Source organism: Micromonospora tarensis (assembly GCF_016803395.1).
GTDB lineage: Bacteria > Actinomycetota > Actinomycetes > Mycobacteriales > Micromonosporaceae > Micromonospora > Micromonospora tarensis.
In genome coordinates this window covers 1-13,737 of the sequence record NZ_JAEVHL010000175.1, presented here as the reverse complement: position 1 = coordinate 13,737, position 13,737 = coordinate 1, and the positions used below count along the sequence as shown (strand labels likewise).

Here is a 13,737-nt window from a genome sequence, read left to right as displayed (position 1 = left end):
AAGGGCCTCAGGCAGGTCGACGGCTGGCAGGACATGCCGCTGACCGACGCCGCGCAGACCGTCCAGGTCTCCGCCTACCCCGACGCCTACGCCCAGTGGGAGCAGCAGGCCACCGACCTCGTCGCCCAGCACTGGAACAGCTGACCCGCACCACCGCACCACCGCACGGCACCGACCGCTGGCCGGCACCCCCCATCCGGGGTGCCGGCCAGCGGCGTGTCCACGCCCAGATCTTGGACAGTTTCCGTTACCTAGGCCCGCCCTACGAACGAAAACTGTCCAAGATCTCGTTGGCGACATAGCGGCGGGACGTGGGACGAGACGCAGCGGCGCGACCTAGCGGCGGGACGTGGGACGAGACGCAGCGGCGCGACCGAGCGGGGCGGCGTGATCGGGGCGGCGTGATCCGATCGGCTGGCGGGTACGTACCTCCCGGCGGGGACCGGCGGAGGGATGACAGATGTCCGCAGTGGGTACGGCATGAGGGGTGAACCGCTGACAGAGCCGGAACCTGCCGATGGCGAGGTATCCGGCCGGCGCTGGTCTGTCGGTGCCCGGTTGTTGGTGGCTGCCGCGGCCGTCGTGCTGGTTCTCGGCGCGACTGCGGTGGTCGTGATAGTCGCCGACCCGCAGCGCCTCGGCATGACCTACTCCAGCGGACCCGACGGCACCGCACCCAACGGCACCCGGCCCATGGACACCGGGCCGCGAGGCGGACCCGAACCCGACCCCGAAGTCGGCCCGGCCGGCGTCGGACCCGACGGCACCGCACCCGACGGCACCGCACCCGACGGCACCGCAGCCGACGGCACCAGGCCCGGACCGGACGCGACTGGTCGTGGGTCGGGGGGTGCCGCGACCGAGCGGGAGATGACCGCGCCGCTGGCCGATCGCCAGCGAGGCACCTTCGTACTCGCCGACGGGCTGTCCCTGTTCGACCTGCGGGTGGCCGACCTGGGCGACGACCTCTACCGGATCAGTGGTCCGACCGGCTCGGCGGTGGCGCCGCGGCCGGCGGTGCTGGGGGAGACGGTACGGCTCGGCCTGGTGGCCACCGGTGGGTCCGGCCCGCGGGCGGTGCGGGTGCTGCTCAACGAGCGGGTCGAATGGCGTCTGCGGTTGGTCGGCGGAGTGAGCGGCCAGACGCTGGATCTGACCCGGGCCCGGCTGCTGGGCGTGGAACTCGCCGGCGGGTCCGCCCGCACCGAGCTTCTCCTTCCGCCCGTCGACGGCCAGACCGACAGCATCGGTTCAGGCAGCCCCACCACGATGACCGTGCGGCTCACCGGCGGGACCAGTCAGCTCGACGTCCGGGTGCGCGGAGCGACTCCGGTGCGGGTTCGGGTGGGAGCCGGCGCGGGCTCGGTCGCGGTAGGCGACGCGCGCTGGGACGGGGTGGCCGCGGGCACGGTGCTCGGCAGCCCCGGCTGGGACCGTGCCGCCGAGCGGATCCTTCTCGACCTGGTCGCGGGCGCGAACAGGGTGGCGGTGTCGTCCGGCTGAGCTGGAAGCGCCGCGGCCGTCGGTGGGCGTGAGCGTACAGTCGGGCGGTGGAGCGTACTGAATCAATGCTGGCGCAGACCCGACCGCCTGGTGTGGCCGACGTCGATCCCGGCAGTGTGTTGTTGCCCGGCCACGACGTGCCGTTGGGTCGGTACACCACGGTGCGGCGGCTGCTGCCGCAGCGTGCGCGTCGGATGGTGGGCGCCTGGTGTTTCGTGGATCATTTCGGTCCGGATGATGTGGCGCAGCGGCCCGGCATGGAGGTGCCGCCGCATCCGCACACCGGCCTGCAGACGGTGACCTGGCTGCTGGAGGGTGAGATCCTGCACCGGGACAGCCTCGGCAGCGTGCAGCCGATCCGGCCTGGTCAGCTGAACGTGATGACCTCCGGCAACGGCATCGCCCACTCCGAGCGGTCGCCGGCGGTGCACCCGCCGGTGATGCACGGCGTGCAGCTGTGGGTGGCGCTGCCGGACTCGGCGCGCGCCGGTGCGGCCGACTTCGCGCACCACGCCGACCTGCCGCGCTGGCGCGACGGTGACCTGGACGTCACTCTGCTGGTCGGCGAGTTCGCCGGGCAGCGGTCACCGGCGGTGGTGCACACCCCGCTGGTCGGTGTGCAGCTGGAGCTGGCCGGTACCGCGCCGGCGACGCTGTCGTTGCGGCCCGATTTCGAGTACGCGGTGCTGGCGATGTCCGGGTCCGCGGAGGCCGCCGGCGTGGGTTTCGAGCCCGGGGCGCTGCTCTACCTGGGCTCGGGCCGGCGGGAGTTGACCGTGCGGGGCGGGGCCGGGGCACGGTTGCTGCTGCTGGGCGGGGTGCCGTTCGAGGAGCCCCTGGTGATGTGGTGGAACTTCGTCGGCCGCTCGCACGAGGAGATCGCCGCCGCCCGGGAGGATTGGCTGGCTGGCGACCAGCGCTTCGGTGTGGTCGCCGACGACCCGGCGCCGCCGCTGCCGGCGCCCGCCCTGCCCACGACCCGCCTCAACGGCCCGCCGACCGCACCGGCGGCCTGCACGGCTGACCGCCCCGCCGGCACGGCCCCGCGCCGGGACCAGCGCGAGGCGGGTGTGACCGTCGGCGGCGCGGGTAGTCGCCGGCATGGCGACCACTCTGATCAATCCAATGGAGGAGCGGAAACGTCTGGCGCGTCGGCTCGCCGGCAGCGGGCGGGGCTTCGCCGAGCAGTACGGCTTCCGGGTGACCAACAACCCGGCGAGCCTGTTCCAGGTGTTGTACCTGTCGGTGCTGCTGGCCCGTCGCGGTGACTTCCGCCGGGCGTTGGACGGGGCGCGGGCGTTGCGCGACGAGGGGTGGGACAGCGCCGCCCGGTTGGCCCGTTCGCTGCACGCGGACCGGGTGCGGGTGCTGCGGGCCAGCGGCCAGCGCGGTGACGTGGACTCCCTGGCCGACGGGTTGGGTGACCTGGCTCGAACGGTGGTCGAGCGGTACCGGGGTGATCTGCGCCGGTTGCGGGCGATGGCGAAGCACGACCCGGTCCGGGAGCGGGCGCTTCTCGGTGAGCTTCCCGGCGTCGATGACCAGGTCGTCGACCTGTTTCTGCGCGAGACGCAGGCACTGTGGCGTGAGGTGGCCCCGGTGGCGGACCGGCGGGCGTTGACCGCCGCCCGGCGGCTCGGGCTGGGCCGGTCGGCGGCCGACCTGGCCGGCCTGGCCAGCGGCGAGTCGGAGCGGTTGGCCTGGCTGGTGGGGGCGCTGGCGCGGGTGGATCTGGAGCACCGGTACGCGGAGGTGGCCGGTCGATCTTGACGTGTGTTGGCCCACATTTCGTCAAATTCTGACCAGACGGAGGATGGCCTGTCGTATGGTTGACCCCGGCAGTGCTGCCCGCCCGGTTCGGGCGGGCCTCCACCGCCTGGTGGTCGCGACCGGTTCGGACGCGGCTCACCGCCTGGGCAGGCTTGCGTGGCGCCCTCGGTCGCGGTTCGTGACCAGGGGGCGCCCGCCTGTCCCGGCGATTCGCCCAGCCCCCACCCCGTGCCGATCCCGGGGTCGATGGGCGGCTCAGCGGGCCAGGCCCGCCAGCAGGTTCACGGTCACCGCGATGATGAACGCCCCGAACAGGTACGACACCATCGAGTGCCGCAGCACCGTACGACGCATCTCGTTGCTGGTCAGGTTGGTGTCGGACACTTGGAACGTGGTCCCGATGGTGAACGCGACGTACGCGAAGTCGGAGTAGCGGGGCGGCTCGGGCTGGTTGAAGTTCACCCCGCCGTCCGGGCCGGTGTAGTAGATCCGGGCGTACCGGGCCGCGAACACGGTGTGCACCACGAACCAGGAGAGCACCACGCTCAGCACCCCCAGGCCGCCGTGCAGTTCCCGGCTCAGGCCGGGCGGGGCGCTCTGCGCGCTGGCCACGACCAACCCCACCGCCAGCAGGCTGGCCAGGCAGGCGACGAGCAGCAGCGCGTCCCGGACCGCCCGGTTCGGGTCCTCGTGTACGGCCAGCTGGGCGGTCCGTTCGGCGTTCATCGGCCAGAGCTTGCGCCAGACCAGCACGAGCCAGCTCAGCGCGCCCACGTCCCAGCCGGCGAGCGCGGCGAGCGGCGCGGGCAGCAGCACCGCGAAGGCGCAGCCGGCGACGGCGCCTACCACGCCACCACGGCGAGCTGCCGGGCGGCGGGGAAGCGCACGTCCATCGGCCGGGACGGACCGCCGGTGTAGGTCATCGGTGACGGTCCCGTCGCCGGGCTGTGGGCGTCACCGCTGGGTCAGATGCCGCGCAGGTGCTGCGAGACTCGGTTGTGCTTCTTGTCCCGGGCCTGCTCGGCCCGCTGGGCCGGGCCCACCTCGGGCGCCGCCTCGATGCCGGCGGAGCGGGCCACCTCGGTGCCGTTGGCGTAGTCCACCGGCGGCAGGGCCCGCAGCGCCTTCAGCACGTCCGGCGGGGCGCCCTCCCGCTCGGCCTCGCGGACCACGTCGTCCTTCTCGGCCGGGTAGTCCAGGCTCGACAGGTACTGCAGGACGTCGGCGTAGCTCGCCATGGCGTGGGCTCCCTCGGGCATCGATGTGGTGACGACCGGCGGCGGTTACCCGCCCGCCAGCCGGTCACGCCCGCCCCGGGCGGGCAATCCCGGCGCCGTTTTCCTGCCGCCGCCGCGGGTACCCGCAGGCGTCGACGCGAGCCCGAGGGAGTACGCGATGAACTACGACACCTTCATCGACCAGGTTTCCCAGCGCACCGCGACGTCGTCCGAGCGGGCGGTCGAGCTGACCCGGGCCGTGTTGGAGACGTTCGCCGAGCGGCTGACCGGCGGTGAGGTCCTGGACCTGGCCGCCCAGCTGCCCCAACCGCTGCAACTGGTGCTCAAGCCGAGCCCGAGCACCGAGCAGGCGGACCGTTTCGGCGCCGCCGAGTTCGTCGCGCGCGTGGCGCTGCGCGGGAACGTGCCGGAGCCGGCCGCCCGGGACGGCATCCGGGCGGTCTTCACCACCCTGCGCGAGGCGATCACCGGTGGTGAGTTCGACGACGTGGCGACTCAGCTGCCCCGGGACTACCGGGGGCTGGTGGAGCAGGCGATGGCTCCCGGGGCGACGCTGCGCCGCCCCTGACAGCCGCCGTCCCGGCCGCGCACAGCGGTTTACCAGGGCAACCATCGATGTCCCGCTTGGCGCGGTGATTCGGCCTGGCCTAACCTTGTCGTGCGAGGGGAGTACTTCCCACGAACCATTCCGGTCAGTACGGCACGCCCGGCGTGCCTCGGGTGGTTGCCCACCAGGTGGTGGGTGAAGGAGACCTCGAACATGACGGTGTTCGAGGAGACCCACATGAGTGAAGTGTCGTACCTGTCCGCCGCCAGTGACCTGTCGTCGGTCGGCACGCCCACGCTGTGGGCGGTGACCATCGCCGGCGTGCTCCTGCTGTTGGTGCTGGACTTCCTGGTCACCCGGCGTCCGCACGAGGTCTCCATGCGGGAGGCCATCGGCTGGTCGGCGTTCTACATCGCGCTGCCGCTGGCGTTCGGCGCCTGGATCTGGGGGCGCTTCGGCTCCCAGCAGGGGGTGGAATACCTTACCGGTTACCTGGTGGAGAAGTCGCTCTCGGTCGACAACCTCTTCGTCTTCATGCTGTTGCTGGCCGCGTTCGCGGTGCCGGCCGTGCTCGCCCAGCGGGTGCTGCTCTACGGCATCGCCGGCGCGCTGGTGCTGCGGGCGGTCTTCATCGCCCTCGGCGCGGCGGCGTTGCAGACCCTCGACTTCGCCTTCCTGCTCTTCTCGATCATTCTCATCGCCACCGCGGTGAAGCTGCTGCGCGACGCCATGTCCGGGCACCAGCAGGAAGTCGACATCAACAAGATGCGCTCGGTGAAGCTGCTGCGCAAGGTCATGCCGGTGGTCGACGACTACCACGGCACCAGGATGACCGTCCGGCAGGGCGCGAAGCGGGCCCTCACGCCGTTCGCGCTGGTGGTGGTCGCGGTGTTGGCCACCGACGTGGTCTTCGCTGTCGACTCGGTGCCGGCGGTCTACGGCATCACCGAGGACCCGTACCTGGTCTTCGCCACCAACGCGTTCGCCCTGCTCGGCCTGCGGGCGCTCTACTTCGTCCTGCACGCGGCGCTGAGCCGGCTGGTGCACCTCAGCTACGGCCTGGCCATCATCCTGGCGTTCATCGGCCTCAAGCTGGGTCTGCACTGGGCGCACGGCATCTGGGACAGCGTGCCGCAGATCCCGACCCTGGCCTCGCTCGGCGTGATCATCGGCGTGCTGGTGGTGGTCACCCTGACCAGCCTGCGGGCCACCTGGGGCGGCAATCTGCCCGCCGACCGCGAGGTCGTCGCCGACCGGCACTGACCGCGCCACGCCGGGCGACGACGGGGTACGCGGTAAAGCTCCCGCCCCACCGGCGCGGGTGGTACGACTGTGCCATGGGAATCGTGTCACCGGGCTTCCAGGGCCGGCCCCGAACGCAGGAGCCGGCCCTGCCACCCGGTCAGTACCTGACCGAGGACTTTCCGGTGCTCTCGGCCGGCCCGACGCCCCGAGTGTCCCTGGACACCTGGGAGTTCGTCATCTCGGCCGAGAACGGCAGCGAACACCGCTGGTCGTGGCAGGAGTTGATGGCCCTGCCGCAGGAGACGCCGACGGTGGACATCCACTGCGTCACCCGCTGGTCCAAGCTCGGCACCAGCTGGCAGGGCGTCTCACTGGACACCCTGCTCGCGGAGGTCGACACCGGGGCGCACTTCGCGCTCGCGCACTCCTACGGCGGGTACACCACCAACCTGCCCCTGGACGACCTGCGTGGCGGCCAGGCCTGGGTGGTGCACACCTTCGACGGTGCCCCGCTGCCCGCCGAGCACGGTGGCCCGGCCCGACTGCTGGTGCCGCACCTGTACTTCTGGAAGTCCGCCAAGTGGGTACGCGGCCTGCGGCTCAAGACGATGGACGAGCCGGGCTTCTGGGAGACCGCCGGGTACCACGACTACGGCGACCCGTGGCGCGAACAGCGGTACCAGGGTGACTGAGCGCGCCGTGGCCACGAGCACCCAGCCCCGGACGCCCAACCGCTGGCAGGTCGGCCGGCTGGTGGAGCGTCGGGTGGAGACACCGACCGCGCAGACCCTGGTGCTGGAGGTGCCGGACTGGCCGGGTCACCTGGCCGGGCAGCACGTCGACCTGCGGCTCACCGCTCCCGACGGCTACCAGGCGGCCCGGTCGTACTCGATCGCCGGGCCCGCCGTGGACGGCCCGGGCGGGCCGCGCGTCGAGGTGACCGTCCAGCGGGTGCACGACGGGGAGGTGTCGCCGTACCTCATCGACGTCTTCGGTGCCGGTGACCCGGTGGAGATCCGCGGACCGCTCGGTGGCTGGTTCATCTGGCGGTCCGAGGAGACCGCGCCGGTGCAGCTCGTCGCCGGTGGCTCCGGCATCGTGCCGTTGATGGCGATGATCCGGGCCCGGCGGGCCGCGGCCAACAAGGCCCCGTTCCGGCTGATCTACTCGGTGCGCACCCCCGGCGACGTGATCTACGCCGACGAGCTGCGTCGCCGGGTCCGGGACGACTTCGGTCTGGACGTCGCCTACGTCTACACCCGCGAGGCGCCCGAGGGCTGGCGTGGTGAGCCGCACCGGATCGGGCTGGCCGACGTCAACACCCACGGGTGGCCACCGGACCTGCAACCGCTCACCTACGTCTGCGGTCCGACCGCGTTCGTGGAGACCGTGGCCGACCTGCTGGTAGGGCTGGGCCACCCCTCACGGCGGGTCAAGACCGAACGCTTCGGACCCACCGGCTGACGCACGCCCTGTCGAGGAGATTTCGATGACCGAGATGTCGTACCTGGACGGCAACATGCTCGACGGCCCGATGCGTGAGCTGTTCACCGTCGACCTGAGCAGCGCGGTGGGCCGCTGCGAGAGCTGCGGGATGACCGGCTCGATGGCCAGCCTGCACGTCTACTCGCACGCCCCGGGCCTGGTCGCGCGCTGCCCGTCCTGTGAGGCGGTGATGATGCGACTGGTTCGCGGGCCCGACCGGGCCTGGCTGGACCTGCGCGGCACCACCTTCCTCCAGTTCCCCATGCCGATGGAGCAGCCGTTCCCCGGCCCGCTCTGACGGGTCAAACGGTGTTGCCCGGCCCAGGCCCGGTCGGTTGGACAGCGGCGGGGTCGGTCGGTCAGTGTGATCGGCCGTGAGATACCTGCGTACCGGCGGTCCCGCCGCGATCCGCCGGCCCCGGCCCACCGACTCCGCCGAGTTCGTCGCCGCCGCGCAGCGTAGCCGGGACCTGCACCATCCGTGGTTGGTCGCGCCGGGCACCACCGAGGAGTACGAGCACTACCTGCGTCGGATCCGCCGTCGGGACAGCGCCGGCTACCTGATCTGCGACCGGGCCAGCGGGGCGATCGCCGGGTACGTGAACATCAGCGGGATCGTGCTGGGGGCGCTGCGCGGCGGGTACCTGGGATACGCGGCGTTCCAGCCGTACAGCGGGACCGGGCACGCCTCGGCGGGGGTCTCCCTGGTGATCGACCATGCTTTCACCTCGGTGGGATTGCACCGGCTGGAGGCGAACATCCAGCCGGGCAACGAGCCGTCGCGGCGGGTGGCCCGCAAGCTCGGTTTCCGGTTGGAGGGTTTCTCCCCGGACTACCTGTTCATCGACGGCGCGTGGCGCGACCACGAGCGCTGGGCGATCACCGCACCGAGCTGACCGCAACCGGGCCGGCGGACGTTTGTCGCGGGCTGCGCCGGGAAACGGCCCGCAATGACGAAACCTCGTGTGGTGATCGTGGGGGCCGGGTTCGCCGGTTACCACGCGGCGAAGACGTTGAGCCGGATCGCCCGGGACCGGGCCGAGATCGTGGTGCTGAACTCCACCGACTACTTCCTGTACCTGCCGTTGCTGCCGGAGGTGGCGGCCGGCGTGGTCGAGCCGGGACGGATCGCGGTGCCGCTGACCGGGACGCTCAAGAACGTCCGCGTGGTGATCGGCGAGGCGGACCACGTCGACCTGCAAAACCGCTGGGTGGGCTTCACCCAGCCGGAGGGGGACAAGAACCGGCTGGCGTACGACCGGCTGGTGCTCGCGGTGGGCAGCGTCAACAAGCTGTTGCCCATCCCCGGGGTGACCGAGTACGCGCACGGCTTCCGGGGTCTGCCCGAGGCGGTCTACCTGCACGATCACATCGTCCGGCAGATCGAGCTGGCCGAGCAGGCCGAGGACCCGGCCGAGCAGCAGGCCCGGGCCACGTTCGTGGTGGTCGGAGCCGGCTACACCGGCACCGAGGTCGCGGCGCACGGGCAGTTGTTCACCGACGCGCTGCACGCCCAGCGGCCCCGGCTCACCGTGCGCCCCCGCTGGATGCTGCTCGACGTCGCGTCCCGGGTGCTGCCGGAGCTGGACAAGCGGATGTCGGACACCTCGCACCGGGTGCTCGACAAGCGTGGGGTGGACGTCCGGATGGGTACGTCAGTGGCCGAGGCGACCGCCGACGGGGTGAAGCTCACCGACGGCGAGTACGTGCCGACCTGCACGCTGGTCTGGTGCGTCGGCGTCCGCCCCGACCCGTTCGTCAACGAGTTGGGCCTGCGCACCGACCGGGGCCGGCTGGTGGTGGACGAGTTCCTGAACGTGCCCGGCTACCCGGAGGTGTACGCCATCGGCGACGCCGCCGCGGTTCCCGACCTGGTGAACCCGGGGAAGATCTGTGGCATGACGGCGCAGCACGCGCAGCGGCAGGGCAAGCGCGCGGCGCACAACATCGCCGCGTCGTACGGCTTCGGCAAGCGCAAGCCGTACAAGCACCACGACCTGGGCTGGGTCGTGGACCTGGGCGGCAAGGACGCGGCGGCGAACCCGTTGCAGGTCAACCTGGCCGGGCTGCCGGCCAAGACGGTCACCCGCGCGTACCACCTGATGGCGATGCCGGGGAACCGTGCCCGGGTCAGCGCGGACTGGGCGTTGGACGCCGCGTTGACCCGGTCGGCGGTGCAGCTCGGGCTGGTTCCGGCGAACGCGGTGCCGTTGGAGAGCACCACGCCCGAGGTGGCGAGCCGGTCCCGCTGAGCACACCTCGCACGTCGTGGCCGGTCACTCGTCGGTGCCGGCCGGCGACCGCGCGCCCGGACCGGCGGGCGGGGCGGGCCGCAGCCGGCTCGGGCCGTACTCGCGCACCAGGGTCTGCACGATGCCGGCGGCGGGGATGGCCAGCAGCGCGCCGAGCAGACCGGCCAGCTCCGCCGCGAGCAGCACACTGACCAGCACGGTGAGCGGGTTCAGCCGCACCGCGCGGGACAGGATGAGTGGCTGGAGCAGGTGGTTCTCCACCTGCTGGTAGACCACGAAGAAGACCAGCACCACCACCCCGGCGGTGGGGGAGTGCAGGAACCCGGCCCCGGCGGCGATCACCGCGCCGAGGGTCGCGCCGACCAGCGGTATCAGGTCGGCCACCGCCACCAGCAGGGCGATCACGGCCGCGAAGGGAACACCGGTGAGGGTGAGCACCAGGTAGGTCAGGACGCCGCAGAGCACGCTGATCAGCAGGTTGCCGGTGAGGTAACCGGTGACGCTCCGCGACACGTCGCGGCCCACCCGGCGCAGCCGCTCGCCCTGACCGTCCCCGGCCGCCGCGAGCAGGCCACGGGTGATCCGCGGCGATTCCAACACCATGAGGTACGCCAGCACGATGACCGTGACCAGCCCGGCCACCGTCTCGACGACGCCGCGCAGCACGCCGACGGCGGGTTGACGCAGTCGGCTGCCGACGTCGCGTAACTGGTCGGAGTGCTCGCTGACGTAGCGCCGGGCGCCGGTGCGTTCCAGCAGCTGCCCCACCGGGCCGCGACCGGCGCGGGCATCGCGCAACAGCTCGGGCGCCCGGTCGGCGAAGCGGCCCAACTCCCCGAACAACGGCACCAGGATGACCGCGGCCAGGATCGCCACCAGCACGAACGCGCCGAGGAACACCAGCAGCGTGACGACCGCCCGACGGCGCACGAGGCGGCGTTGCAGCCGGTCGACGAGGGGCTTGAGCGCGACGGCGAAGAACGCGGCGACGACGGCCCAGGTCAGCACCCGTCGGGTCGCGTACACGAAGGCCAGCGCGAGCACCGTCGCCAGCACCAGACCGATCACCACCAGGGTCCGGCGGGCGGTCGCCCGATCGTCGGCGTTGCTCATCCGACGCGCCTTCCCCGCGCTCGCCGTCGGAAACCCGGCATTGCGGACTAACGGCGCTCACCGCTGGTCGTCGGCGTCGGTGACCGGCTGGGCGCCGGCGACGAAGGTGTCGAGCGCGCCGGCGTGCAGCAGGCCACCGGGCACCGGGTCACGCAGGGCGGCCACCGCCAGCCGGCCGACCGGCAAGCCGCCGGGACGTGACGTCGCGGCCAGCACCAGGTTGCCGTACCGTCGGCCGCGCAGCATCCGCCGGTCACCGAGCACGCACACGTCGGCGAAGACCGCCCGCAGTGTCGCCACCTGCACCCGGGTGCCGACCAGTGGCGGCAGATCCGTGACGTTGAGCAGGTACGTCCCGTCGGGGCGCAGGGTCCGGGCCACCTCGGCGACGAACTCGACGGTCCGGACGTGCCGGGGCATCCTTGCCGCCCGGTAGATGTCGGCGATCACCAGGTCGTACCGGTCGGCCGGGGTGGTGGTGAGCGCGTCCCGGGCGTCTTCCCCTACCCCGGGGTGGGCCACCTGTTCACCGACCCGGACCTGGCCGAATACTCCCCGGCCGCCAGCACCGCCGCCTGGCCGCGGGTGCTGGCCTTCCTGGCCGCCCCCTGACCCGCCCGCGTCCCCCAGGCGTGGTCGACCCTCGTTCAGCGGGCCCCGACGCCGATGCGTGGTGGCGTGGCGGTGCCGTGCACCCGCCTGGCGTGGTTGGCGAAGAACCGGGGCGCGATGATCGGCATGAGCAGCCGGGCCGGCAGCGGGGCGTGCGCCAGCACCGCCTTGATCACCTCGGGGTCGCCCTCGTACATGGCCAGGCCGAAGGCCAGCGGCAGCTGCTTCTTCGGTGCCGCGCTCATCCCGTGCTCGCCGAGCTGCATCCACTCCGATGCGGTGATGTGCCGCTCGGCCAGGGGCAGGATCTCGCTCTCCTCCAGGGCCATGTGCTCGATCAGCGCGGACCGCAGCTGCTCGAACTCGGCCGCGAGTTGGCCACCGCCGTGCCCGGTGCGACGCCACTGGGGGAGTAGGGCCAGCACCGCCGCGTGCGCCTTCTCGATGGCGTGGTGCTGCTCCTCCATGATCGGGACGATGGCCGCGGCCTGCGCGCCGCCGCGCTGCGTGAGCCGTGGCCAGAGCAGCAGATCCTCACCCTCGTGGTGCAGGTGCAGGTGCAGGTGCAGGATGGAGCAGAGCATCTCGGCGTGGGCGCCGACAACCTCCGCGCGGGTGGTGTCGCCCGGTGTGACGTCGCGGACGAGCTGCGGCAGCAGGCTGAACTCGCGACGGAACATGGTGTGCGCCATGTACATGTCGCGCACGTCGGCCATGGCTTCGCGGTGGTTCTGGTTCACGGTGACCTCTCCGAGGAAATCAACAGATCGGTTGATCATGCTCGGTGGCACTTGGAACCGGCTTGGAATCCACGAACCCGACGATCAGTCGGCCAGTGCCGCCGTCGCCTGGGCCAGCCAGTGCGGTGACCCCCAGCGCCGCCCACAGTGGCCGCCAGCGTGAAGTGCCGCGCCGCCTCCTCACCGCGCCCCAGCAGCCGGAACAGCTCCCCGAGAGTCAACGCGACCGGCCGCAGCACGGCCGCGGTGCTGGAGAAACCGGCCAGTTGCTCGCGTACCGGCAGCAGCGCGTCGATCACCGGCTGGGCCAGGTCCCGCCGGCCCAGCCCGACGATGACCATTCCGCGCACGCTGAGCAACGCCGACTCGAAGTAGTCCGGCCGGTAGGTGTGCCGCCCGATCGGCATGGCCCGCGCCTCCCGCACCCGTCCGCTCTCGATCAGCGCCAGCGCCAGCAGGTCGTCCACGATCGGCCCCAACGATCCGCGCACCCGGCGGGTCGCCGCCGGGTGCTCGCCGAAACGTCCCTGGCTGATCAGCAGGGTCCCGGTCGAGAAGTAGTGGAAGGCCTCGGCGTGCAGCGAACCCTGCCGCCGCATCTGCACGGCGACCTCGTCGTAGTGCTGTCGGGCCGCGGCGAAGTCGCCGGCGACGTGCGCCAGGGCGCCCAGTGCGCACAGGTGGATCACTTGGCCCTCGTGCAGCTGGTACGTCCCGGTCAGCCACCCGTGCCGGGCGACGCTGACCCGAAGCTCCTCCGGCTCGTTGAGCGCGGCGGCGCAGTGGCCCAGCACCTGCTCGGCGACCGAGAGGTAGCTGACCAGCCCATGCTCGTCGGCGAGGTCGCGCAGCTGAAGGGCCAACTCCCGGCGGTGCGGCGCCTCCCGCTCGTAGCTCATGGTGCGGACCCGGGCGGCCAACCCGAGCGCGCGCAGCTCGGGGTCGTCCAGCCGCCGGGAGAGGGCCAGCGCCTCCCGGCCGGCCGCCGCGCCCCGGGGGTCGGACTCGCCGTCCAACTCGGTGGTTAGCGCGTCGAGCAGCCGGCAGCGGTCGACCGGGTCCAGGTCGCCGGCCCGCAGCAGCCGGCTGAGCAGCTCGACAACCCGGTGGTCCAGCACGCCGTACTCGTGCGTCAGCCACGGCGTCGGGACGGTCCACGCGGTGAACGCCGCGACCAGTAGCTCGTCCCGGCCGGCCGCGGTTGGCGACGTCGATGGCCCGGGCGCGGGTCT

Annotated in this window: 15 protein-coding genes and 1 pseudogene; 10 read left to right on the top strand and 6 right to left on the bottom strand. The window is 72.3% G+C overall.

Going from position 1 to position 13,737, the window contains the following annotated elements:
* Nucleotides 1-564 precede the first annotated feature (564 nt).
* From JM949_RS25860 to JM949_RS25850, 3 genes and pseudogenes are all read left to right on the top strand, one after another.
* Nucleotides 565-1,503 (top strand): hypothetical protein, encoded by a 939-nt coding sequence (locus JM949_RS25860; protein WP_203150870.1) that lies wholly within the window; start codon nucleotides 565-567, stop codon nucleotides 1,501-1,503.
* A gap of 47 nt (nucleotides 1,504-1,550) precedes the next feature.
* Nucleotides 1,551-2,527 (top strand): annotated as a pseudogene (locus JM949_RS25855) (pirin family protein).
* A 77-nt stretch (nucleotides 2,528-2,604) separates the two neighbouring features.
* Nucleotides 2,605-3,273: a hypothetical protein gene (locus JM949_RS25850; RefSeq protein WP_203150869.1), complete on the top strand. Its 669-nt coding sequence runs from the start codon at nucleotides 2,605-2,607 to the stop codon at nucleotides 3,271-3,273.
* A gap of 255 nt (nucleotides 3,274-3,528) precedes the next feature.
* Here the strand turns inward: JM949_RS25850 and JM949_RS25845 are convergent, their stop codons facing one another.
* Entirely contained in the window at nucleotides 3,529-4,122 is a 594-nt protein-coding gene (locus JM949_RS25845; protein ID WP_203150868.1) for a DUF1345 domain-containing protein, read from the bottom strand.
* A gap of 116 nt (nucleotides 4,123-4,238) precedes the next feature.
* Nucleotides 4,239-4,511, bottom strand: coding sequence for a DUF2795 domain-containing protein (locus tag JM949_RS25840; RefSeq protein WP_030332551.1), 273 nt, complete (start codon nucleotides 4,509-4,511; stop codon nucleotides 4,239-4,241).
* Between the two features lie 157 nt (nucleotides 4,512-4,668).
* Between JM949_RS25840 and JM949_RS25835 the strand changes: the two genes are divergently transcribed.
* From JM949_RS25835 to JM949_RS25805, 7 genes are all read left to right on the top strand, one after another.
* A complete protein-coding gene (locus JM949_RS25835; protein WP_203150867.1) occupies nucleotides 4,669-5,079 on the top strand; it encodes a DUF2267 domain-containing protein in 411 nt (136 codons plus the stop codon).
* A 216-nt stretch (nucleotides 5,080-5,295) separates the two neighbouring features.
* Nucleotides 5,296-6,321, top strand: a complete 1,026-nt coding sequence (locus JM949_RS25830; RefSeq protein WP_203150872.1) for a TerC/Alx family metal homeostasis membrane protein — start codon at nucleotides 5,296-5,298, stop codon at nucleotides 6,319-6,321.
* Between the two features lie 74 nt (nucleotides 6,322-6,395).
* Nucleotides 6,396-6,995, top strand: a complete 600-nt coding sequence (locus tag JM949_RS25825; RefSeq protein ID WP_203150866.1) for a sulfite oxidase-like oxidoreductase — start codon at nucleotides 6,396-6,398, stop codon at nucleotides 6,993-6,995.
* A 7-nt stretch (nucleotides 6,996-7,002) separates the two neighbouring features.
* On the top strand, nucleotides 7,003-7,767 hold the full coding sequence (locus JM949_RS25820; RefSeq protein ID WP_203150871.1) for a ferredoxin reductase: 765 nt from the start codon (nucleotides 7,003-7,005) through the stop codon (nucleotides 7,765-7,767).
* Nucleotides 7,768-7,792: 25 nt separating this feature from the next.
* Nucleotides 7,793-8,086, top strand: a complete 294-nt coding sequence (locus JM949_RS25815; RefSeq protein WP_203150865.1) for a DUF6510 family protein — start codon at nucleotides 7,793-7,795, stop codon at nucleotides 8,084-8,086.
* Nucleotides 8,087-8,162: 76 nt separating this feature from the next.
* Nucleotides 8,163-8,684 (top strand): GNAT family N-acetyltransferase, encoded by a 522-nt coding sequence (locus JM949_RS25810; RefSeq protein WP_203150864.1) that lies wholly within the window; start codon nucleotides 8,163-8,165, stop codon nucleotides 8,682-8,684.
* 54 nt (nucleotides 8,685-8,738) lie between these two features.
* Nucleotides 8,739-10,040 (top strand): NAD(P)/FAD-dependent oxidoreductase, encoded by a 1,302-nt coding sequence (locus JM949_RS25805; RefSeq protein WP_203150863.1) that lies wholly within the window; start codon nucleotides 8,739-8,741, stop codon nucleotides 10,038-10,040.
* 24 nt (nucleotides 10,041-10,064) lie between these two features.
* Here the strand turns inward: JM949_RS25805 and JM949_RS25800 are convergent, their stop codons facing one another.
* The 4 genes from JM949_RS25800 to JM949_RS25785 form a co-directional block, all read right to left on the bottom strand.
* On the bottom strand, nucleotides 10,065-11,153 hold the full coding sequence (locus JM949_RS25800; RefSeq protein WP_203150862.1) for an AI-2E family transporter: 1,089 nt from the start codon (nucleotides 11,151-11,153) through the stop codon (nucleotides 10,065-10,067).
* Nucleotides 11,154-11,210: 57 nt separating this feature from the next.
* Complete coding sequence (locus tag JM949_RS25795; protein ID WP_309232323.1) at nucleotides 11,211-11,675, bottom strand: fused MFS/spermidine synthase; 465 nt, start codon at nucleotides 11,673-11,675, stop codon at nucleotides 11,211-11,213.
* A 125-nt stretch (nucleotides 11,676-11,800) separates the two neighbouring features.
* Complete coding sequence (locus JM949_RS25790) at nucleotides 11,801-12,505, bottom strand: hemerythrin domain-containing protein (protein ID WP_203150861.1); 705 nt, start codon at nucleotides 12,503-12,505, stop codon at nucleotides 11,801-11,803.
* A gap of 35 nt (nucleotides 12,506-12,540) precedes the next feature.
* Nucleotides 12,541-13,737 (bottom strand): hypothetical protein (locus JM949_RS25785; RefSeq protein WP_407664820.1); only part of this gene is annotated, 1,197 nt, incomplete at its 5' end.